At 71.1% G+C, this 22457-nt stretch carries 19 protein-coding genes and 1 tRNA gene; 8 read left to right on the plus strand and 12 right to left on the minus strand.

The annotated features are described in order from the left end of the window. Positions 1-48: 48 nt before the first annotated feature. From CEP17_RS12640 to CEP17_RS12655, 5 genes are all read right to left on the minus strand, one after another. Positions 49-462 carry a hypothetical protein gene (locus CEP17_RS12640; protein WP_112932477.1) on the minus strand — a complete coding sequence of 138 codons (414 nt, stop codon included), beginning with the start codon at positions 460-462 and terminating at the stop codon, positions 49-51. A 98-nt stretch (positions 463-560) separates the two neighbouring features. Continuing rightward, a tRNA-Met gene (locus CEP17_RS15140) sits at positions 561-633 on the minus strand. Positions 634-743: 110 nt separating this feature from the next. Next, entirely contained in the window at positions 744-1142 is a 399-nt protein-coding gene (locus CEP17_RS12645; protein WP_016463491.1) for a YccF domain-containing protein, read from the minus strand. Positions 1143-1168: 26 nt separating this feature from the next. After that, on the minus strand, positions 1169-1495 hold the full coding sequence (locus CEP17_RS12650) for a hypothetical protein (RefSeq protein ID WP_162722453.1): 327 nt from the start codon (positions 1493-1495) through the stop codon (positions 1169-1171). Further along, positions 1492-3144 carry a PspC domain-containing protein gene (locus tag CEP17_RS12655; protein ID WP_112932479.1) on the minus strand — a complete coding sequence of 551 codons (1653 nt, stop codon included), beginning with the start codon at positions 3142-3144 and terminating at the stop codon, positions 1492-1494. Before CEP17_RS12655 ends, CEP17_RS12650 begins: the two co-directional genes overlap by 4 nt. Before the next feature lie 115 nt (positions 3145-3259). On the opposite strand from CEP17_RS12655, the gene CEP17_RS12660 reads away from it, so the two are divergent. From CEP17_RS12660 to CEP17_RS12685, 6 genes are all read left to right on the plus strand, one after another. Next, positions 3260-4471, plus strand: a complete 1212-nt coding sequence (locus tag CEP17_RS12660; RefSeq protein ID WP_112932480.1) for an ATP-binding protein — start codon at positions 3260-3262, stop codon at positions 4469-4471. Further along, entirely contained in the window at positions 4464-5123 is a 660-nt protein-coding gene (locus CEP17_RS12665) for a response regulator transcription factor (protein ID WP_112932481.1), read from the plus strand. The genes CEP17_RS12660 and CEP17_RS12665 overlap by 8 nt, the downstream gene beginning before the upstream one ends. A 59-nt stretch (positions 5124-5182) precedes the next feature. Further along, on the plus strand, positions 5183-7606 hold the full coding sequence (locus tag CEP17_RS12670) for a UvrD-helicase domain-containing protein (RefSeq protein WP_112932482.1): 2424 nt from the start codon (positions 5183-5185) through the stop codon (positions 7604-7606). Positions 7607-7734: 128 nt separating this feature from the next. Further along, the gene (locus CEP17_RS12675; protein ID WP_112932483.1) at positions 7735-8748 is read left to right on the plus strand and encodes an SseB family protein; all 1014 of its coding nucleotides are present in this window, start codon (positions 7735-7737) and stop codon (positions 8746-8748) included. A 226-nt stretch (positions 8749-8974) separates the two neighbouring features. Continuing rightward, positions 8975-9985: a non-homologous end-joining DNA ligase gene (ligD, locus tag CEP17_RS12680; RefSeq protein ID WP_112932484.1), complete on the plus strand. Its 1011-nt coding sequence runs from the start codon at positions 8975-8977 to the stop codon at positions 9983-9985. A gap of 115 nt (positions 9986-10100) precedes the next feature. Next, positions 10101-10448, plus strand: coding sequence for a hypothetical protein (locus CEP17_RS12685; RefSeq protein WP_112932485.1), 348 nt, complete (start codon positions 10101-10103; stop codon positions 10446-10448). Positions 10449-10471: 23 nt separating this feature from the next. Here the strand turns inward: CEP17_RS12685 and CEP17_RS12690 are convergent, their stop codons facing one another. The 3 genes from CEP17_RS12690 to CEP17_RS12700 all read right to left on the minus strand — a co-directional run bounded on the left by CEP17_RS12690 (position 10472) and on the right by CEP17_RS12700 (position 15132). Further along, entirely contained in the window at positions 10472-11635 is a 1164-nt protein-coding gene (locus tag CEP17_RS12690) for a DUF916 domain-containing protein (protein WP_112932486.1), read from the minus strand. Positions 11636-11756: 121 nt separating this feature from the next. Next, the gene (locus tag CEP17_RS12695; protein WP_112932487.1) at positions 11757-13742 is read right to left on the minus strand and encodes a metallophosphoesterase family protein; all 1986 of its coding nucleotides are present in this window, start codon (positions 13740-13742) and stop codon (positions 11757-11759) included. Between the two features lie 163 nt (positions 13743-13905). After that, positions 13906-15132, minus strand: a complete 1227-nt coding sequence (locus tag CEP17_RS12700; protein WP_112932488.1) for a HupE/UreJ family protein — start codon at positions 15130-15132, stop codon at positions 13906-13908. Between the two features lie 111 nt (positions 15133-15243). Between CEP17_RS12700 and CEP17_RS12705 the strand changes: the two genes are divergently transcribed. Further along, positions 15244-15912, plus strand: coding sequence for a hypothetical protein (locus CEP17_RS12705; RefSeq protein WP_112932489.1), 669 nt, complete (start codon positions 15244-15246; stop codon positions 15910-15912). A 9-nt stretch (positions 15913-15921) separates the two neighbouring features. Here CEP17_RS12705 and CEP17_RS12710 read toward each other — a convergent pair whose 3' ends face one another. The 3 genes from CEP17_RS12710 to CEP17_RS12720 form a co-directional block, all read right to left on the minus strand. Further along, a complete protein-coding gene (locus tag CEP17_RS12710) occupies positions 15922-17085 on the minus strand; it encodes an AI-2E family transporter (protein WP_112932490.1) in 1164 nt (387 codons plus the stop codon). A gap of 36 nt (positions 17086-17121) precedes the next feature. Further along, entirely contained in the window at positions 17122-18444 is a 1323-nt protein-coding gene (locus CEP17_RS12715; protein ID WP_112932491.1) for a threonine/serine exporter family protein, read from the minus strand. A gap of 264 nt (positions 18445-18708) precedes the next feature. After that, on the minus strand, positions 18709-19755 hold the full coding sequence (locus CEP17_RS12720; protein ID WP_112932972.1) for an ATP-dependent DNA ligase: 1047 nt from the start codon (positions 19753-19755) through the stop codon (positions 18709-18711). 152 nt (positions 19756-19907) lie between these two features. Here CEP17_RS12720 and CEP17_RS12725 point away from each other — a divergent pair, with 152 nt between their 5' ends. Next, positions 19908-21635 carry an acyl-CoA dehydrogenase gene (locus CEP17_RS12725; RefSeq protein WP_112932492.1) on the plus strand — a complete coding sequence of 576 codons (1728 nt, stop codon included), beginning with the start codon at positions 19908-19910 and terminating at the stop codon, positions 21633-21635. 64 nt (positions 21636-21699) lie between these two features. On the opposite strand, the gene CEP17_RS12730 is transcribed toward CEP17_RS12725, so the two are convergent. Further along, positions 21700-22374 (minus strand): TetR/AcrR family transcriptional regulator, encoded by a 675-nt coding sequence (locus CEP17_RS12730; RefSeq protein WP_112932493.1) that lies wholly within the window; start codon positions 22372-22374, stop codon positions 21700-21702. Positions 22375-22457 lie beyond the last annotated feature (83 nt).

Raw genomic sequence — 22457 nt, forward strand, 5'->3', positions numbered from 1 at the left:
TTCTTCTTTCGTGTGCGCTGTCGCGCCGTCGCGTGTGCTGTCGCGAGGTCAGGCGCAGAGCTTGGGCTCGGCGCCCTGACCGAACCGGTAGTCGTAAGTCTTGCCATCGACCGAGACGACCACGCGCATGCCGTCGATCTGCGCTTGCGTGTAGGACTGACCCGGAGACGGGCAGCCGAGGGAGCCGTCGTTGAACGTCACCGCTTCGGAGGACACGAGCGCGGGGGTGCCCGTCACGCCCCGCTTCGTGAGGTCGGCGACGAGGGCGTCCCAGCGGCTCTGGGGTACGGCGATCGCCGGCCCGCTCGGGCCGATCGGGCCGGGCGTCGTCGTCTGCAGCGGCGGGCGCGTCGACGGGGAGACGCCCGGCAGCTCCGCAGCGGGATCGGTGCCGCCGGAGCTGCACGAGGTGAGCGCGAGCGCCGCCAGGGCGATCACGGTCAGGATCGGGGTTCTGCGCATGGGGGCCTCCTCGCGCCGACGGATGCGGTGTGCCTGATGAAGTGAGGGTAGGCCCTGCGCCTGCGAATGGGCGGAGAGAACGGGGAAGTCCTGCGTCGACGCGACGGCGGGAGTCGAACCCGCAACGCACCCGGTTATGAGCCGGTGCCCGGGTCCGCCCGGATCGCCGCGATGCCCCGGTGAGGGGACGCCCCCACGCTAACCCGCCGTGACCGCCGGGGACAGGTGTGTGACCTGTGGTTGCGATATGTGTCCGCGCGTGACACGGGCGATCGTCGGGGTCACAGCGTCCGATCGAACGCGCCCTGGCGCGTGGAGACGATGTCTTTGCCGAGGGGCATGAGAGAGATCGGGATCATCTTGAAGTCCGCGATCGCCATCGGAATGCCGATGATCGTGATGCACAGCGCGATGCCGCTGACCAGGTGCCCGAGCGCGAGCCACCACCCGGCGAGGATCACCCAGACGACGTTGCCGAGGAACGAGCCCACGCCCGCCGTCGGCTTCGGCACGATCGTGCGCCCGAACGGCCAGATGACGTAGCCCGCGGTGCGGAACGAGGCGATCGCCCAGGGGATCGTGATGATCGGAATGCACAGCACCACACCGGCGACCACGTAGCCGACGAACAACCAGAATCCGGCGAAGATGATCCAGACGATGTTGAGGATCGTGCGCATGCGTCCATTCTCCCGTCCGCGCGGGGCTACGCGCGACGCCGGGTCGCCGCGCGCTGCGCGTGACGCAGCAGTCCTACCAGCCCGGAGATCAGCGCGAGTGCGCCGAGCGCCATGAGCGTGGCGGCGACGAGCGTCGTTCCGGTCAGCTGGGGGACGATCATCGACAGGTTCTCGAGCGCCCGAGGCGTCCAGGTCAGAGCGGCACCGACGGTGGCGAGGGCGGCGAAGACGAGCCCCCAGACGATCCCTGCCCAGCGGATGCGCGGGCGCGGCAGGGCCTCGGGCGCGTCGGGCGCGAGAGCGTCGGCAGCGGATGCCGGGAACACGTCAGAGTCTGGTGTGGAATCGCTCATCGGGATCCTCCTGTCGTGGTTGCGGGTGATGGCTGCATGACGGAGATGAAGCCGCTGTCCTGCTCGATGACGATGCGGTGGTGAGTGCGGGCATCGGCGGCGCCGACGGTCGTGGCGAGGCGGATGCGCCCGTCAGCGAGACGGGTGCTCGTGACGGCGGGGTCGTCGGCGAGGCGCGCGGATGATCTGCCGTCGGCATCCGCGAGGCGGACCCGATCGACCGCGGCGTCCCGCGTGGTGATCTCGATCTCCATTCGGACGGATCCCTCGAGTGGCTCCGCCATGATCTGCGTGTTACCCGAGGTCTTCTCCACATAGACCGAACCGTCCACACCGTTGTCTGGAGCGACGATGACGAGGTCACCCCACGTCTGCACGAACGGGTCGGATGCCGAAGTGCCGGGCTGAGAACCATCGCCCACCGTCAGCCAGTAGCTCCCGATGTGCAGCGTCTGCGCGACGGGCACTGCCGTCGCCGCGCCCGCGCCGAGCAGCGTCACGACGGTCGCGAACGCGAGGAAGCCGCTGCGGCGGCGCAGCACACCGGCGACCACCATCGACACGCCGAGCGCGACCGCCGCGACGAACAGTCCGCGTGCGGGGCCGAGAGCATCGCGCTGGGCGATGGCCGTGGCGGTGCCCGCGATCACGGCGATGCCGAGCGCGACCCCGACGAACGCGAGCGGCGTGCGCGGCGAACTCAGGCGCCGCAGTCTCCGGCGCTCGGCGGCTTCAGCGGCGAACGCGGTGGCGCGCTCCTGCCGCTCACGGCGAGCCTGCTCGCGGACGGCGCGATCGACATCCTGCTGCTGCCGGCGCCAGGCGTCGTCCTGCATCTTCCACGCGGCGTGCTGCTCGCGCCACGCGGCGTACGCGTCGTCGTCGGGTGCAGGGCGTGTCGACGCGGCCGTGCCGGCATCGGTCGAGGAGTCGGCGGCGGTGGCCGGGGAGGGGAGGGCAGGGGAGGATGCCGCGAAGCCGGCGGCATCCGTCCCCCGCGGGTCCGCGGGGACGACCGGACCCGAACCGGTCGCCGCGGCGGACGCATCCGGCGACGCATCCGCAGCGGAAGCCCTCTGCTGCGGGGGTGCCGGAGGCGCGGAGCGCGCGGAGTGACGCGCGGCGCGCACGATGATGAACAGGAGCGCGACGGCGAGAGTCAGACCGACGGTCACCAGCAGCGCAGACAGAGCAGACCATCCGCCGAGCCCGGGACTCAGCATCCATCCCGGGATCCTGCCGACGAAGACCACTCCCGGTCCGAGCGGGATGAGACCGAGGATCAGCAGACCGAGGATCCCGACCTGGGCCGGCTCGAACCGGCGACGCAGAGCGTCTCGCAGCACGATCCGGCCGTCGAGGTCGGGCAGCAGTGCCCAGGCGAGCGCGTAGAGGAAGATCACCGGAAAGCCGAACAGGCCGACCACGACGAGGATGCCGCGGACGATCAGCGGATCGATCCGGAGGCGCGCGGCGATGCCCGCGGCCACCCCGCCGATCCAGCCGTCACCGCGGACCATGCCGAGTCCCGAGGTCCACGAGAAGAAGCGGTCGCCGGTGTTGCGGCTGTCGGCGGCGGTGCGGCTTCCGGCGGGAGGGGGCGGCGTCGACGATGTGGTCTGCGGCGGGTCCACGGGTGGAGTGGTCATGCAACGATCTTCGCGGCGCGGCACGCGCGCCGACCATCGGGGGAATCCCTGAGACGGCCCTGATCTCGGCGGCCGCAGCGGTGACGGCCGAGGTCGCGGATGGTTGGATGGCCGTATGACGCCCGCCGCCGCCTCGGACGCCGCGCGCGCCGCGCCCGCGCCGCGCCCGGTGCCGCCGGCCCGGCCCCCGCTCGTGCGCCCTCGCGAGGGCGTCGTCGCCGGCGTCGCCGAAGGACTCGCCCAGCACCTCGGTGCCCCCGTGAGCGCCGTGCGCGCGCTGTTCGTCGTCCTGGCGCTGTGCGCAGGCGCCGGCATCCTGTTCTACGCCTGGTGCTGGGCCTTCGCTCCCCGCGCCGCGGGAGACGCGCCGACCACGAGTTCGGCGCCGGTCGCCTGGATTCTCACGTGCGGCGCCGCGATCGTGCTGCTGCCGCTGACCGCGCTCGCCGTCGTCGGCGCGAGGGCGAGCTCAGACCTCGCCCTCGTCGTCGGCGCGGCATCGGCGACAGCCGCAGCCGCCGGCGCATGGGCGACCCTGGTCGACCGCCGCGACCCCCTCCGCGGACCGGGGCACGCGGCGATCGTCCGCACCGCGGTCGTGATCATCCTGCTCGCCGTGTTCGCACTGACCATCCTCGCCCTCCGCGAGGGTGCGGCGGCGGACGCCCTGCTGATCGTGGTGCCCCTGGCCGCACTCGCCGCGATGCTGTCGTCCACCTTCGTCGGAAAGTGGCGCGAACTCACGGGTGAACGCGATCGACGCATCCGCGAGGAGCAGCGCGCTGAGATGGCCGCGCACCTGCACGACTCCGTTCTGCAGACCCTCGCCCTCATCCAGAACCGGGGCGGCGCTTCGAGCGACGTGGCGCGGCTCGCCCGCGCACAGGAGCGGGAGCTGCGCGCGTGGCTCTACGACGGCGACCAGCCGGCCGACAGCGACCTGGCAACCGACCTCCGTGATTACGCCGCGGCGCTCGAGCTCGACTACCCGGTGCGAATCGACGTCGTCGTCGCCGGGGTCTCGAGCGAGCGGGCCAGCGGCGAGATCGCGGCCGCCGCTCGAGAGGCCATGCTGAATGCGGCACGTCACGCCGGCGGCGACGTCTCGGTGTACATCGAAGGACGCTCCGACGGCGTCGACGTCTTCGTCCGCGACCGAGGGCCGGGGTTCGCCCTCGACGACGTCGCCGCCGACCGGCTCGGTGTGCGGCAGTCCATCATCGGGAGGATGCGGCGTCTCGGGGGCACCGCGACGGTCACCTCGGGACCGGAGGGCACCGACGTGCACCTGCGGTCGGCCGGCGCCGAGGGGAACGGCCGTGGCTGACGGCATCCGCGTGGTCATCGTCGATGACCACTCCATCTTCCGCTCGGGTCTGCGCAGCGACCTCGACGACACCGTCGAGGTCGTGGGAGAGGCCGCCGACGTGCCGACCGCGATCGGCGTCATCGCCCAGACGCGGCCGGACGTGGTTCTGCTCGACGTGCATCTGCCCGGCGGGCACGGCGACGAGGCCACAGGCGGCGAAGAGGTGATCCGCGCTTGCGCCGGAGTGCCGACCCGGTTCCTCGCGCTGAGTGTGTCGGACGCGGCGGAGGACGTCGTGCGAGTGATCCGCGCGGGCGCCCGCGGCTACATCACGAAGGGGTCGTCGGGCGCCGAAGTGAGCCGCGCCGCTCACGCCGTCGCCGGGGGCGATGCCGTGTTCTCGCCTCGTCTGGCGGGGTTCGTGCTCGACGCGTTCGGCGCCGTCGCGGGCGAGACCGCCGCCGTTGACGACGAGCTCGATCGCCTCTCGGCCCGCGAACAGGAGGTGATGCGCCTCATCGCCCGCGGCTACGCGTACAAGGAGGTCGCGAGCGCGCTGTTCATCTCGATCAAGACGGTCGAGACGCACGTCTCGGCGGTGCTGCGAAAGCTCCAGCTCTCGTCGCGCCACGAGCTGACGGCCTGGGCTTCGCAGCGGCGCCTGCTCTGAGACGGTCGCCGCGGCATCCCGCATGCGGTGTCAGAGCCGCGACCTAGACTTGACGGGTTATGAGCGACCCGATCAAGCCCGTCATCGTCGGCATGCCCACGGATGCCGCGCGCGGCGCGGGAGGCCGGCTCGACGAAGATCTGCTGGCCGGTCTCAACCCGCAGCAGCGCGAGGCCGTCACCTATCGCGGGCAGGCCCTGCTCATCGTCGCCGGTGCGGGTTCGGGAAAGACGAGCGTGCTCACGCGCCGCATCGCATCGCTGCTGCGCGCACGCGAGGCGTGGCCGAGTCAGATCCTCGCGATCACCTTCACCAACAAGGCCGCCGGCGAGATGCGCGAACGCGTGCAGCAGCTCATCGGCGACACCGCGCAGGGCATGTGGATCTCGACCTTCCACTCGGCGTGCGTGCGCATCCTGCGCCGTGAGGCCGACCAGTTCGGCTTCACCAAGAGCTTCACGATCTACGATTCCGGCGACTCGCGCGCCCTCATCAAGCGACTCGTCAAGCAGTACGAGGCCGACGCGTTCGGGTTGACCCCGGCATCCGTCCAGGGGCGCATCTCGAAGCTGAAGAACGAGCTCGCGGATGCCGAGTCGTTCGCGCGCACGGCCAACATGAGCGATCCCGCCGAGCGCCTGTTCGCCGAGATCTTCGCCGACTACCAGCGTTCGCTGCAGCGCGCGAACGCGTTCGACTTCGACGACCTCATCGCGCAGACCGTCTACCTGTTCCGTGCGTTCCCGCACGTCGCCGACACCTACCGCCGACGCTTCCGCCACATCCTCGTCGACGAGTACCAGGACACCAACCACGCCCAGTACGCGCTGATCCACGAACTCACGCGGCCCATCGAAGACGTCGGTGCCCTGCTCGACGAGACCGACGGCGCGTCGCTGACCGTCGTCGGCGATTCCGACCAGTCGATCTACGCCTTCCGCGGCGCGGACATCCGCAACATCACCGAGTTCGAGCGCGACTACCCCGGCGCCAAGGTCGTGCTGCTCGAGCAGAACTACCGCTCGACGCAGAACATCCTGACCGCGGCCAACGCCGTCATCAGCAATAACTTCGACCGCAAGGACAAGAAGCTCTGGACCGACGTCGGCGCCGGAGACAAGATCGTCGGCTTCACCGGGTATTCGCAGCACGACGAGGCCCAGTTCGTCGCCGACGAGGTCGAGGCGCTCCACCGCGCCGGTCTGCCGTACGGCGAGATGGCCGTGTTCTACCGCACCAACTCGCAGTCCCGCGCGCTGGAGGAGATCTTCATCCGCGCCGCCGTGCCGTACAAGATCATGGGCGGCACGAAGTTCTACGAGCGCGCCGAGATCAAAGACGCGATGGCCTACCTCATCGCCGTCGCGAACCCCGCCGACGAGCTGAGCGTGCGCCGCATCCTGAACAAGCCCCGCCGCGGCATCGGCGACGTCACGGAGACCTCGATCGCCCGTTACGCCGCCGACCAGGACATCACCTTCCGCGATGCGCTCGCCAACGCGTCGGCGCTGGGAGTCGGCCCCAAGATCCAGGCCGCGATCGCCCAGCTCGACGCCGTGCTCGTCGAGGCGACGGCCATCATGCTGCCCCCCTCGGGCGAGGCACCGCCGTCGACCTCGGTCGCCGAAGGCCTCACCCTGCTCCTCAACAAGAGCGGCTATCTCGACGCCCTGCGCATGTCGAAAGACCCGCAGGACGAGGCGCGCGTCGAGAACCTCGACGAGCTCGTGGCCGTCACCCGCGAGTTCGCCCGCAACAACCCCGACGGCACCATCCTCGACTTCCTCACGGAGGTGGCCCTCGTCTCGGATGCCGATGACCTCGCCGACGCCTCGGGCTCGGTATCGCTCATGACCATGCACACGGCGAAGGGTCTCGAATACGACGCCGTGTTCGTCACCGGTGTCGAAGAAGATCTCATTCCGCACCGGATCTCCGCGGGAGAGCCGGGCGGTCCGCAGGAGGAACGCCGCCTGTTCTACGTCGCGCTCACGCGCGCCCGCAAGCGCCTGCACCTCTCGCTCGCCATGACCCGCGCCCAGTTCGGTGAGGTCTCGGTCGCGATGCCCTCACGCTTCCTGCAGGAGATCCCCCACGAGCTCATCGACTGGCGCCAGTCGCCGGGAGACATCAACGCGCGTGGTCAGGGAGGATCGCGAGCGCTCAACGGACGGAGGCCTGGCGGCTTCGGCGGTGCGGGCGCATCGGGCGGCTCGCGTTACGGCGACGATCTCGTTCCCCTGCCGCGGCGGGAGAAGCCCGCGGGCGACCTCGCGAAGTTCGCCAACCGCATTCCCGCGAAGGTGCGCGACAACGGCGACATGGAGCTGGTTCCCGGCGATCGCATCCGCCACGAGGACTTCGGAGAAGGCCGCGTCGATCAGGTGACGGGCGAAGGCGCCAAGCGCGTGGCCCACGTGCGCTTCGACCGCGCCGGGCAGAAGAAGCTGCTCATCAAGATCGCCCCGATCGAGAAGCTGTAGTCCGGCGGTTCGCGCTGTCGAATCCGGCACGCGCGATGCGTGTTTCGGTAGCGCGAGACGGAAGGGAGCGCGCGAGGCGGATGCCGCCCCGCCGCGGGCCGGTGGCGGTCCCAGCTAGGCTCGGACCCATGGCACTCTTCTCGCGTCGCGACCGTTCCGACAAGGGCGATGCCGCCCCGGCATCCGAGGTCGAGTCCGTCGACACCGTCGCGGAGACGGACGAATCCGCCGAAGCGGCATCCGTTGCGGCCGAGGGGGTGCCGCAGGTCGGCATCTCGGTCTCCACCTTCGGCGCCGACCCGACGGCTCCGGCGCCCGCAGCGCCGACGCGCCCCGCGGCGACCGCACCGGCTCCGCGCGAGATCGTGCCCGGTCTGGTCGACAACGCGCTGCTGCAAGGCGCCTTGGCGGGCCTGTCGGCGGAGCCGCAGAACACAGAGATCATGAACGTGATGCGCCAGGCGCTGCAGGGGCAGCTGTTCCTGCGGGCGCAGGGCGACGTTCAGGCGCTGATCGCTGCGGGCCAGCAGATCAACCTCGCGATCGCCTCCGTGGAGGGAAAGCGCTTCCTCCTCGCCTTCAGCGGCGGCGCCGCGCTGCAGGCCAGCGTCGACTCCGAACGCGGGGCGGCCACCTCGGTCATCGGGCAGCCCGCCATCGAGGTGCTGCGCAACGCGGTGGCCGGGGGATACGACGGCATCTACCTCGACCACGCCACCGCCGGCGCCCGCGTCATCCTGCCGAAGGAGCTCATCGCCCGCGCCGTCGAGGAGAGCGAGCCCACGTTCGAGATCAAGACGCTGCTGTCGGCGCCGCGCGATGAGAGCACGGCCGCACGCGTCGCCGACGCCCTCTCGCGCCTTCCCGTCTGGGTGGCCGGCAACAGCGACGCCGAGGGGCGCATGGGCCTCGCCGAGGCGCGCACCCCCGACGGTCAGCGCCGCATGGAGGTGTTCTCCCACCCGCTGGAGGTCGTGGCTCTCGGCCGTGGCGACAGCCCCCTGCCGGTGCAGCCCGAGCAGCTCGGCCGCGCCCTGGCATCCGAGCCCGGCCTCACCGGCATCGTCGTCGACCCGGGCGGCCCCTGGATCGAGCTCGACCGAGACGCGCTGGCCGGTGTCATGGCGCTCGCCGCCGACTGACCCGCCCGCGCGCTGGCACGGACCGCGGACCCGGACACATCGTTCGCGCAGAATCGGACGCAGTCACCGGATGCGGATGCCGCGCGGCATCCGGATCCGCATCCGTTGCCGATCTCCGCATCCGTTGCCGCGGCGGGTCGCCGACCGCCGCGACCGCCGACCGCCGCACCCGTCGCGCCGCGCCGACCCTCTGTCGCGCCCGGCGACAGGGCCGTAGGGTCGTGACATGGCCTCGGAGCGCATCACCCTCGACGTCGACGGGCGGGACGTCTCGCTCTCAAGCCCGCACCGCGTGATCTGGCCGGAGCTCGGCATCACGAAGCAGGAGCTCGCCGAGTACGTGATCGCCGTGGCCGAGCCGTTCCTGCGGGCCAACGGCCACCGCCCCGTCTCGCTGGAGCGCTTCCCCGACACCGTCGACGGCGAGCGCTTCTTCTCCAAGAACCCGCCACGCGGTGCCCCCGACTACGTCCACGAGGTGATGTGCACCTACAACAGCGGGCGCCGTCACCCTCAGGTGGTGCTCGACGAGGCCGCGGCCATCGTCTGGGCAGTGCAGATGAACGCCGTCGTGTTCCACCCGTGGGCGTCGCTCGCCGCCGACACCGACAATCCCGTCGAACTGCGCATCGATCTCGACCCGCAGCCGGGCACCGATTTCGCGGATGCCGCCGCCGTCGCTCCGGTGCTGCGCGACGTGTTGCGCGAGGCCGGGCTCGAACCGTGGCTGAAGACCAGCGGCAATCGCGGCATCCATGTGTTCTGCCCCATCGAGCCGACGCACGAGTTCCTCGACGTTCGCCATGCCGTGATCGCGGCGGGGCGAGAGCTCGCACGACGGCTGCCGGATGCCGTGACGGTCGACTGGTGGAAGGAGGAGCGCGGGCGGCGCATCTTCGTCGACTTCAACCAGGCCAACCGCGATCGCACGATGGCCGGTGCCTACAGCCCGCGCGCTCTGCCGTCGGCGACGGTCGCGACGCCGATCACCTGGGCGGAGCTGGCCGACGGCGTGGATCCGGCCGCGTTCACCGTGCGGACCGTGCCGCAGCGGCTCGCGGCGGTCGGGGATCCCTGGGAGGGACTGCAGGAGAACCCCGGACGCATCGATGTGCTGCTCGAGTGGTGGCAGCGCGACCTCGAAGCGGGTCTGGGCGAGCTGCCGTTTCCCCCCGAGTTTCCCAAGATGCCGGGCGAGCCGCCGCGCGTCCAGCCCAGTCGCGCAAAGAAGGACTGATCTGGTTCACCGACCGGTCGCTCGGCGGCATCCCCTCTGTCACCGGCGACGGCTAGCGTCACCCGTGATCGCCGCTCGGGTGGCGGGACAGGAGAGCGCCGGCATGCGAACGAGGATGATCGCACGCGTCGTCGTCGGTGCGTGCCTCGTCGTCGCCGCGGGCCTCGGCCCTATCGACATCGCGCGCGCGGCGGACGACGACTCGTCGGGCACGTCGCCGTCGAACGCGCAGATGGTGATCGCCGTCGTCGTTCCGCCGCATGAGCGCGGGCCCGCGACGCCTGCGCCCGCGCCCTCCACCGTTGCGGGCGGCCCGGACGACGGTGCCGTTGACGAGCGGGCGCCCGATGGTCGGCTCGCGCCGACGGGCGACCAGCTCACCGGCGCGCTCGTGTTCGCCGCCGCCGCTGCCGCGCTGATCGGCGGCGGCGCTCTTCTTCGTCGCCGCGCCGCGCGCGACTGAAGCGCGTACGACGCGCTCCCGCCTCAGGCGCGCTCGTCGGAGACCGTGCGCAGCGTGGTCGTGCTCGGCGTCGCGCCGACGACCACGTCGCCGGCCGTGTCGTCGGGTGCGGGGGCCGGCTGGGCGCTCGCGAGGGCGTCGGCGACGGCGCGGGCGACCCGCTCATCCTCGTTGCGGCGTCGTGTCGCGCCGGCGCGGCGTCGCCACCACAGCGCGGCCGCGACGAGCGCGATCGCGATCATCGCGATGATCAGCAGCAGCCACGGCACGGCGAAGCCGATCGCCTGCGTCGTGACCGGGGTGAGCCCCGTGGTGGATCCCGACGCGTCGACCACGATGGGGGTGATCGTCGCCGAGCCGATCAGGGCGAGCATGCCGGCGACGCCGGGCACCGTGATCTGCACGTCGCGCGTCTCACCGGGAAGGATCTGCACCTCGGGGGCGACGTCGCCGGCATCGGTGGGAAACCAGCCGAAGGGCCCTGCGATCGTCGCGCTCTGCTGCGCGCCCATCGTCGTGTTGCCGGTGTTGTGCAGCGTGTAGCTGAGCGTGGCGGCGCCCGTGTCGAGCGACCACGTGCCACCCCAGGTCACCTGCGGGTTCTCGATCGCGAGCGAGGGTGCGAGTGCGCCCGAGACGCGCAGGCCGATGCGGATGCCGAGGCGGCGGTCGACCGAGATGCCCTGGTCGGCCGAGGAGCCCAGCGAGGTCACGATGCCCCCGACGTAGTCGCCGGGGGTCGCCGACGTGGGAACGGACACCACGAAGGGCACCGTCGTGGATGCGTTCGGCGCGACGGTGACGGTGGCCGCCGCCGCGCGTGTCCAGGCGCCGATGCCGGTGGAACTCTCCGCGGGCGTGAGCAGGTCGAGCTGCCCGCCGGCACCGGTGTAGCCGTCGGCCGCGTACACCGCGAGCTGCAGTGCTGCCGAGCCGTGATTGCTGATGACGAGCGCGTCGCCGACGCTCTGGCCGGGATCGACCGCATACGTGTAGGACGTCCGCTCCGCGCCGAAACCGTTCGACTCCGTGCGCACCGACCACGTCACGTCGTCCGCGCTTCCGGCGTCGTCGGCGGCGGCGCGGGCGGATGCCGCGGGAAGCGCGAGGGGCCACAGCAGCGCCACCGCGGCGAGGGCCACGGCGGTCAGCGCGGAGCCGCGACGGAGTCGGAGAGAACGGAGCATCGGATTCCTTCGGAGGACGGGAGACGGGTGAGGCGCGAAAGGGGTGCGTCCCGGGACGCACCGACCGGGTGGGTCGACGCGTCCCGGGTCGCGGGACGAGCTGTTCAGTTGTCGGTGATCATCAGTTGCTGATCGCGGTGAGGGTGAGGGTGCCGCGGTAGCTGCCCTTGTCGACCTCGACCGGGATCTTCAGATCCAGGTCGGAGCCGAGCACGGCGGTGCCGCGGTCGTGGCCCTGGGCCGCCGAGCCGAGTGCCCGCGAGTCGGACAGGCCGGTGCCGCCGTCGTAGCCCGAGCCGACCGGCGCACCCGCGACCGCGCCGCCGCCGGCGGCGACGATCTTCGGGGTCCAGCCGAGGTACTTTCCGGAGAACGACTTGCTGCCGTCGGTGAAGTCGCCGACCTTCGCTGCGATCGACCAGGGGGCCACGGCGCGGCGGGTGTCGGTCACCGTGATCGGGTTGATCTGACCGGTCGCCTCGAAGTAGCTGTTGTTCTTCTCGGTGGCCGTGCCGAGGTCGACGAGGCCGTTGTGGCCGTTGATGGTCCAGCCGAACTCACCGGGAGCGGCGTCGGGCACATCGACCTGGATGTCCTGGCCGTCGCCGTGGTTGGGGTGGATGGTGACCTCGTCCTGGACGGAGCCGACCGGAAGGGCGGCCTGCGTGCCGTTCGCGGGGCCGCACCAGACGACCTTGCGCAGCTCGACCGCGGCGTTCGGCGCGTCGCACGTGCCGGAGCGCACGTTCTGGACGACGAGGGCGTCCTTCTGCACCTGCACCTTGACGAAGGTGCGCACGTGCTCCTGGTTCTGCACCGAGTTGTACCAGTAGTTCGACGGGTTCAGCGGGTCGGCGCCGTTGCCCTCGTCCTGCGTCTTGTCGCCGGGGACGGGCGTGGTCAGGTCGTAGTACTTCGAGCCGGATGCCGAGTTCGCCGTGACGTAGACGACACCGCCCGGGCCCTCGAAGACCTCGTTCTGGCCGGGCTTCTCGTCGGCGTTCGCCTTCTGCCCGTTCTTGATCTCGTACGAGCGCGAGTAGCTGTGGTCGTGGCCCTGGAGCACGAGGTCGACACCGAGCTGGGAGAACGTCGTCGGGAAGTCGACGCGGCGCACCTTGTTGTCGGCATCCTGCGCGTGGTCGGCGGGGGAGTAGATGGCGTGGTGGTAGACGAGCACCGTGTACTTGGCCTGTGCGCCGTGGGCGTTGATGACGTCGGTCACGTACTGGATGTGCGCGGCGTCACCGCCACCGCCGGACGAGGTCTTGTAGCTGTTCGAGTTGAGGTCGATGAACAGCACGTCCTTGTGGATGAACCAGTAGTCGCCGCCCGACGAGTTGGAGGTCGGGTCGCCGTTGACGTAGTACTGGCCGGAGCGGTCGGTGTTGGGCGTGAAGAAGTGCTGCTCGTAGGCCTTGCCGCCCACGTCGTGGTTTCCGATGGTGGCGACCCACGGGTAGCTGCGCAGTTGCGCGGGGGCGAGGAAGCCGTCCCACTGCGCCTCGGTGTTGGCCTTGTCGACCTGGTCGCCGCCCGACACGAGCAGCTCGGCGTCGGGGTTGGACTGCAGCGAGACGTTGACGGTGTCCACCCACCCGGCGGTGTCCTTCGCCACGTCGCCCGACGAGCCGATCTGCGGGTCGCCGTAGAAGAGGAAGTCGAAGTCGCCCTCGAAGGAGTGCGTCTGGAACGTCGTCGTGGTCGACCAGGCGCCGTCGGCGCCGACGCGGTACGAGTACTGCGTGTTCTCCTGCAGACCCGTGATCGTGGCGTGACGGTTGTAGCCGCCGCTGGTGGAGATGTTGGCGGTGCCGGTGGCCGCGAAGGTGACGGCCGATGCCGGGAACGCGCCGCCGGTGAGCGAGGCGGTGGGCGCGACCTGGACGACCTGAGCGGTGTCGGCGGAGGAGTACCAGCTCACGATGCGCTGGGTCTCGTCGGCGCCGACGCCGAGGATCACGCCGGTGAGCGTGGTCGGGGTGTCGGCGAGGGCGGGAGTCGCGACGACTCCCGCGAAGGCCGTCGCGCACAGCGTGGCGGCGGTGATCCAGGCGATCGTCCGGCGCGCCGGGCGGGGCGCTCGCGGTTCGGCGGTGTGCGGCATTTTCTGTCCGTTCGTGGGTGGGGGATGCGCGGCAGAGGGCCGGTCGCAGGCGCCGCGGAGGGCGTCATCTGGACGATCCGCCTCCGCGGTGACAGGCCGGTGAACATCACGCCCAGAAGCGGTGACGTCCCGGCGAAACTCTGAGGGTTCGCCCAGAACGAGGTCAGTCCCAGCCGAAGACACGCTGGACGAACCAGATGAGCCCGGCGAGGGTCACCGCCACGGCGAGGGCGCCGCTGGCCCACATGGCGACCCGGGGCGCGCGGCGGCGCAGGACGACCAGGATGGGGAACACGATCGCGATGAGGCCGATCTGCACCGCCTCGATGCCCAGGTTGAACACGAGGAGCGACCACAGCAGCGTCCATGACCACGGCTCGTCGATCCCGAGCGCGGAGGCGAAGCCGAGGCCGTGGATGAGTCCGAAGCAGAACACGACGAGCAGGCGCAGCCAGCCCGCCCGGTCGAGGCCGAGCGGGCCGGAGTCGCGGGTCAGCTCCGTGGCCGCCTCGCCCTTGCGCCACAACCGGAACAGGTACCAGGCGGCGACGACCGAGATCGACAGGGCGATCGCCGGCTCGATGATGATGCTCGGAAGGCTCACCAGCTTCGTGGCGGCCAGGATGAAGGTCACCGAATGCGCGAGCGTGAACACGGTCGCCGCGAGGACGATCTCGCGGAGCTTTCGCGAGCCGGCGATGAGGGCGAGGAGGAACAGGATGTGGTCGATGCCGGTCAGCAGATGCTCCGCGCCCAGACGGAAGAACTCCACGAACCGGTCCCAGGTGCTCTGCGCCGTGGTGAACTCAGGCGTGGAGGCGTCGAGCGCGGCCGAGCCCGTGTGCAGGTCGATGTCGTAGGTGAGGATCGTCTTGGTCCCCGTGACGTAGCCCTCCTCGTCGGCGAACAGGGTGCTGCGCACGATGTGCGCCTCTCCGGCCGGGCAGGTGAGGGTGCGGGGGATGACGACGTAGGGAACACCCTCCTGCACCGTCATCGATACGGTGTCCAGGGGGCTGAGCGTGCAGCCGGCGGCATCGCCGCCGCTGGTGCGGATCGTGAACCGCTCGTCGAGGTAGCGGGAGACCGTGTCGCGATGATCCGTGACCGCCTGCGCCATCGCGGTGTCGTCCCGGGCGTCGAAGGCGGCGGTGCCCGAACGGAAGAACGCGTCGTCGTGCTGCGTGTCGGCTGCGGAGACCACGAGGAGGTCGTACTCCAGCTGCAGGGTCGCGACGGTTCGTCCCTGCTCGTCGCGGGAGAGGTCGGCGAACACGACCGAGCTGAAGCCGTGCGCGAGGGCGGCGGATGCCGAGGCCAAGGGGGAGAGGGCGGCGATCGCGACGGCGAGCAGGAGCACGGCGCGGAGGGAACGACGGTGAAGGGTCACGGCGTGAGCGTGCGCGTCGTCGGTGAACGGGGATTGACTCGCGCGTCAATCTTCGAGGAACGACGGTCGCCGCCTACCGCCGCCGCGGACCCGCGACGCGATGCTGGAGGAGTGCGTGTCGCCCGCTCCCGTCTCCCCACCGCCGCCGTCGTCGTCGCGGCGGTGATCGCTGCGGCATCCCTCAGCGGGTGCGCCGCGGACTGGAACGCGCCCCACCCCGCGCCCACCTTGATCGCCGCCGCGGACCCCGGCTTCCTTCCGGCGACCCCGCTGGCGCCGGCGGCGACCATGACCCCGAGTCCGGGCTCGTGGGTCGGCGCGCGCCCGGCGGCGGGACTGCGCGTGGTGCTGCTCACGGCCGGCGACGAGGCGGCGACCGTGACGATGACCGACGCGGTACGCACCTGGGCGCGCGAGGTGGGTGCCGACCTGCGCGAGGTGCGGGCCGGGGCCGATCCGATTCCCGCGATCACGCAGGCCATCGACATGCACGCCGATGTCGTCATGTCGACGGGTGACGCCCTCGTGGACCCCCTCGCGATCGTCACCGCGAGCCACCTCGACCAACCGTTCCTCGTCCTGGGCGGCGAACTGGCCGAGCCGACCCAGAACGTGCTGGCCGTCGACTGGGCCGGAGCCGGCTTCCGCGGCGAGGATCTCGGTCAGGCCGCCCACCACGATCCGGCGAGCTTCACGCCCGAGCGCTGCCGCAACGCCGTCGCTGCCGGGGTCGCCGCGCTGCTCAGCGGACAGAACGGCGTCGTCGTCTGGATCCCCTGACGCCCCGGGTCAGGCGTCGGCGATCGCCTCGCGGCGGTGCGGGCGCGCCCACCGCGCGGGGGTGTGCGGTCCGTCCCACACCTGCACGATGCCCCACGCGACCGCGGTGATCGGCACGGCGAGCACGGCCCCGACGATGCCGCCAAGCACGGTGCCGGCGGTCAGAGCGATGAGGATGACGAAGGCGTGCAGCTGCATGGAGCGTCCCATGAGCACCGGCTGCAGCAGGTTGCCCTCGAGCTGGTTGACGAGCACGACCACGCCCACCACGAGCAGGGCCACGACCCACCCGTTGGCCACGAGCGCGACCAACGCGGCGAGGATGCCGGCGAGGGTCGCCCCGACGATGGGGATGAACGCGAGCAGGAACACCAGCACCGCCAGCGGCAGCGCCAGCGGCACCTGCAGGATCAGCAGGCCGATCAGGATGCCGACGGCATCCACGGCGGCGACGGTCGCCGTACCGCGCACGTACGAGCCGAGCACCGTCACCGTCTTGTCGCCGACGCGCAGGGCCCGCTCGTAGGGCTCACCGCGGAACGGCCGCAGCAGGAACGCCCACATCTGCGGGCCGTCCTTGAGGAAGAAGAAGAGCATCACGATCATCAGCACCAGGCCGGTGATGAAGTTGGCCACGGCGCTGACGCCGGCGAGAGCGCCGCTGCCGAACTGCGCGCTCGTCACGAAATCGGTGAGGGCTTTCAGCCACTCGTCGATCTGGGCGTGATCGATCTGGAAGGGCAGGGTGCCCGCCCAGGCCATCAGATCGGTGAAACCGCCCTGTGCCTGCGTCGCCAGCTCGTCCCACTGGTCGCGCACCGCCCAGACGATCAGCCAGCCCACCGCGGTGAGCACGAGGGCGATGGCGAACAGGGTGATCAGCGTCGCCACGAGGGAGGGGATGCCGCGCCCGCGCAGCCAGGCCATGAGCGGCGCGAACGCCGAGGCCAGGATCAGCGCGATCACGAGCGGGATCGTCACGACGGTCAGCTGGCGGATGCCCCAGATGATCCCCGCGGCGAGGGCCACGACCACGATGATCTGCACCGCCCGGATCGCGAGGGCGCCGAAGGTGTCGGCCCAGAGGCTCCACGGTCTGCCCACGGCGCGCACGTGGACGCCGTCCGTGCCGTGCTGGTCGATGCGGACGGTGCGGTCGCGGAACAGTCCCATGCCTCGACCGTAGACGACGCGTCGCCTCCGCGTCGGTCACCGGGCCGGACGCGACCACTCCCGCTCGGTGAGCACGCGCGCCACGGTCAGGCCGATCGCGAGCGCCACGACGACGAACAGCGCGGTCGTCGCATTCTGGATCGCCGCCACTGTGTCGCCGCCGATGACGCCGGCGATCGAGCGGTACGCGGCTGCCCCCGGAACCATGATGAGAACGGCCGGTACGGTCAGGGTCACGCGCGCGGCGCGCAGCCGGTCGCCGAACAGGTAGGCGCCCAGGCCCACGGCGAGGGCAGCGGCAGCGGCGGCGACGGCGGGATTGACGTGGGCGTCGACGAGCGCCAGGCGCCCGACGTTCGCCACGGCGCCCAGGCTCGATGCGGTCAGCGCGATCGCCCACGGCGTGCCGAACAGCAGGGCGAAGCCGAGCACGCCGACGAAGCCCGCGGCGAGTCGGACGAGCGACAGGAGAGGCTCGGCGAACTCGGGCGCGGCGACCTGGGTCACGGTCGCGTCGAAGACGGTCGCGACTCCCCAGACGGCGGTGCCCGTCGCCAGCAGCACCAGGACGGCATAGGTGACCCGGGCGATGCCGGCGTTCAGATCGAGGCGGGCGAGGTCGAGGGCGCCGGTCACGAGCGGGAAGCCGGGAACGAGGTAGAGCACAGCGCTGGTCAGTGCCGCGTCGTGCTGCCCGCCGGGCACGCCGAAGGCGACGAACACCTGCGCGGCGGCGAGGTAGACGAGCAGCGCCGTCATCGCCGAGGCGAACACGAGCAGGAACTCGTTCGTCCGGAGGCGATGGATGAGCATCCGCACCCACTGACCGGCCGCGGCGGCGATCCCGACGGCGACGAACTCCTGCCACCCGCCGTTGTTCAGCAGCGCGAAGGCTGCACACGCCAGCGCCGCCGCGAGCACGCGCGTCAGATCCGAGTAGCGCCGCGGCATGCGCTCGATCTCACGCAGCGCCCCCTGCAGCTGTACCGGGGTCGTCCCCGGTTGCAGACGCGCCGTCAGCCGTTTGAGCGCCGTCATGCGGTCGGCGTCGACGGTCGGACGGGGAACCTCCGCCACGCGCGTGCGAAACATCTGACCGCGCCCGGCCGTGAGCACGATGTCGGTCATGCCCACCCGGCAGTGCACGTCGTCGATGCCGACAGCCTCGGCGGTACGCACCATGCTGTCGCGTACCCGCGCGGACGACGCGCCCGCGCCGAGCATGAGCGAGCCCAGCCGCAGCACCGCGTCGGTACGCGCGATGAACTGCACCGGTTCGAGTGCGAGCTCCTGCGTCACCGTGGGTTCCGAGGGCTCGGACGGCGCAGCGGACGGCTCGTCGGGCGGGGCGGGGACCATGGTCCGATCCTCGCACCGGCGCCGCCGCAGGGCGAGGATCGCGAGCCGGAACAACGGATGCCGATATTCACGGTCGCCGACCGATCAGCGGTCCTTCGCGCGCCCGTAGGCTCGGCATCACGGAGGAGGGGAGAGCGCCCCTCACCATCCGCACCAACGGATCGCATGTCCGGCCGCCGGAACCCGGCGCCGATGCGAGCGTGGGCGGGAGAGCCGGATCCGGCCCGTGCGGTGCTGCGCGGGTCGGATCCGTGCGCCGAGGTTTCAGTCCAGGACGTCCGCCAGGTCGTATGCGCGCACCTGTTCCAGCTGGGCGAAGGTGCACGAGCGCGGGTCGCGGTCGGGCCGCCACCGCTCGAACTGCACCGTGTGGCGAAAGCGTGCGCCCTCGAGCTGGTCGTAGCGCACCTCGAGCACGCGCTCCGGTCGCAGCCGGACGAACGAGGTGTCCTTCGTCGCCGAGAAGCGCGAACGGTCGATCTGTCCGGTCACGGCGGTGCCCTCGGCATCCGTGACGACGAGAGGCGTCAGCTCGTCGACGAGCTCACGTCTGCGCACATCGCTGAAGGCCGACGCTCCGCCGACGTTGCGGAGATCGCCGTTCTCGTCGTACAGCCCCAGCAGCAGCGAGCCGACACCGTGGCCGCTCTTGTGCACGCGGTAGCCGAGCAGCACGACGTCGGCCGTGCGGGCGTGTTTGATCTTGAACATCGTCCGCTTTCCGGGCGCGTAGGGCAGGGCGAGCGGTTTGGCGATCACCCCGTCCAGCCCGGCGCCTTCGAAGCGGGCGAGCCACTGCGTCGCCAGGTCGTGGTCACCCGTCGTGCGCGTCACGTGCACCGGGGCGGGGACCGTCCGCAGGAGGTCTTCGAGTTCTGCGCGGCGCGTCGAAAACGGCTCCTGCTGGAGATCGCGCTCGCCGCGGGCGAGGAGGTCGAAGGCGATGAACATCGCGGGCGTCTCACTGCTCAGCAGGGCGATGCGGGAGGCGGCGGGGTGGATGCGCTGTGACAGCGCCTCCCATGACAGCCGCCGACGCCCGTCGGATCCGGCGAGCGCCACGACGATCTCCCCGTCGAGCAGGCACGGCTCGGGCAGCAGGGCGGTGCACGCGGCGACGAGTTCGGGGAAGTAGCGGGTGAGCGGCTTCGCGCCGCGCGAGCCGATCTCGACGTCGGTGCCGTCCCACGACAGCAGGGCGCGAAACCCGTCCCATTTCGGCTCGAACGCGAGGCCCCCGGGGGTGCGGGCAGGGTCGGGAACGGCGCTGACGGCCTTCGCCAGCATCGGTGCGGGGATGTCGAACGGCATGGCTCTCATCATGACGGCGGGGGCACGCGGGCGACAGGGGGCATCCGACGACTCGCGATGAGACTGAGTATCACTTATGATGGTCCGCAGTCTCATTCGCATTCTTCATCGGGATCGATCACCGAGACGCCGCGAGCATCCGAGGAGTTCCCATGGCCGCTGAGTACCAGGCCCCCACCGCCGACTACGCCTTCCTGTTCGGCGAGGCGTTCGGTCTCGACATCGTCGCCCGGGCGACCGGCGGCGAGCTCACCGCCGCCGACGGCGCCGACGTGATCGCCGGAGCCGGTGAGTTCGCGGCATCCGTCCTCGCGCCGCTGCAGAGCATCGGCGATCGCGAGGGCGCTCGCCTCGTCGACGGCCAGGTGCGTCTGCCCGACGGGTTTGCCGAGGCCTACGCCGCGTTCGTGGAGGCGGGGTGGATCAGCGCCGAAGCACCGGTCTCGGCCGGCGGCGACGGACTCCCCGGGGCGATTCGGGCCGGCCTCGGCGAGATCTGGAACGCCTCGAACGCCGCGTTCGCGCTGTGCTGGCTGCTCACCGCGGGGCAGATCCACGCGCTGGATGCCGCGGCATCCGATGAGATCCGTGAGACCTACCTGACGAAGCTGGTCTCGGGCCAGTGGACGGGCACGATGAACCTCACCGAACCGGCGGCGGGCACCGACCTCGGCGCCATCCGCACGATCGCCACGCCCCGTGGCGACGGCACCTACGCCATCCGCGGTCAGAAGATCTTCATCACGTGGGGAGACCACGACGTCGCCGAGAACATCGTCCACCTCGTCCTCGCCCGCACTCCCGGTGCCCCCGAGGGAGCCAAGGGGCTGTCGCTGTTCGTCGCTCCGAAACACCTCGTCAACGCCGACGGCTCGCTCGGCGAGCGCAACGCCGTCACGACCGTCGCGGTCGAGCACAAGCTCGGCATCCACGGCAGCCCCACCTGCGTGCTCTCCTACGAGGACGCCACCGGGTACCTCGTCGGCGAGGTCGGCGGGGGGCTGGCCGGCATGTTCGTGATGATGAACTCCGCCCGCATCGCGATGGGGTTCCAGGCGACCGGAATCGCCGACAGGGCGCTGCAGCAGGCCACGGCCTATGCCGCCGATCGAGTGCAGGGACGCGTCCTCGGCCGCGAGGGCACCGCGCCGATCGCGGAGCACCCCGACGTGCGCCGGCTGCTGCTGTCGATGCGCAGCGAGGTGTACGCGATGCGCGCGCTGGGCGTCTACGTCGCCGACCTCTTCGACCGTGCCGAGCAGACCGACGATGCCGCGGTGCTCGCGATGGCCGAGTTCTTCGTGCCGATCCTGAAGGGCTGGTCGACGGAGGATGCCGTGGCGTTGACGAGCGACGCCATCCAGGTGCACGGGGGCATGGGCTTCATCGAGGAGACCGGTGCGGCTCAGCACTACCGCGACGCCCGCATCATGCCGATCTACGAAGGCACCACCGCGATCCAGTCCAACGACCTCATCGGTCGCAAGGTCATCCGCAACCAGGGGGCCACCGCCGAGGCGCTCTTCGCCGACATCGAACGCACCGTCGAGGCCCTGCGCTCCGCCGGCGGCGAGGTCGCCGCGCGCACCGCCGACCGTCTCGAACGAGCCCTGGCCGCCGCCCGCCGCGCCACCGCGGCGATGGTCGCGTTCGGCTCTTCGCCGCGCGACGCCCACGCCGTGAGCGTGCCCTACCTCATGCTCCTCGGCGTCCTGGCCGGTGGCTGGATGCACGCGCTCGCGGTGGTCGCCGTCGCGGCGCACGAGAGCACGCACGAGGCGGATGCCGCGCGTCTCACGGCCGCCGACTTCTACGGAGCCCATCACCTGCCGCGCGTGCACGCGCTCGCCGAGACGGTGGCCTCCGGCGAGACCGTCTGAGCCGCCACCCGGCGCTTCGCCCTCCGGGCGTCGAGCGAGTGCAGCGAGTCGGAACGCCGCGCGCTCAGAGCTCGTCGCGCAGGCGCCGCACGACCTCGGCCATCGGCATCCGACGGGGGAAGGTCGCCACGACGACATCGTCGTTCTGCGCCTGCTCGCCGTCGGGGTGCACGCCGAAGCGGTGCATGAGCTCGTCGTAGGCGTCGGTCAGCACCGACTCGGGGATGTCCTCGGTGCCCCGCAGCAGACGGCGCAGCACGTGGTTGTGCACCGCCGTCACGGCGGCAGAGAACGCCACGGCGTCGATGGGATCGAGACCCGGGAGGGCCGAGCGCAGGTAGTCGTCGAACAGCCGCTCGTACTGGAAGACCGTGACGATCTCGCGGTCGCGCAGCGCCGGGACCTGGCGCACCACGGCGTAGCGTCGACGGGCGAGTTCGGGCTCGGCGGCGAAGTGGCGGAACACGTCGACCGAGGCCGCACACGCCGCCGCCCACGGGTTTCGGCCCAGGCCATCGCCGCTCGTCAGCTTCTGGCGCAGGTGCGTGAGCAGCACGTCGTGATCGCTGAAGACGACGTCGTCCTTACCGCCGAACTGACGGAAGAAGGTCGATCGCGACACTCCCGCCGCCTGCGCGATCTGCTCCACCGACGTCGCTTCGAAGCCCTGAGCGGCGAAGAGATCCAGTGCAGCGGCGACGACGGCGTTGCGGGCGGAGGTGGGTGCGGCGTCGGTCATGCCCGTGAGCCTAACGCCCCGCCGAGCGCACGGCACCTCGCCGGCGCGCGGTCGGATCCGCACGGAGGGTCGACTAAGCTGGG

Origin of the sequence: Microbacterium sp. PM5, assembly GCF_003293595.1 — a bacterium.
In the GTDB taxonomy this organism is placed as follows: Bacteria; Actinomycetota; Actinomycetes; order Actinomycetales; family Microbacteriaceae; genus Microbacterium.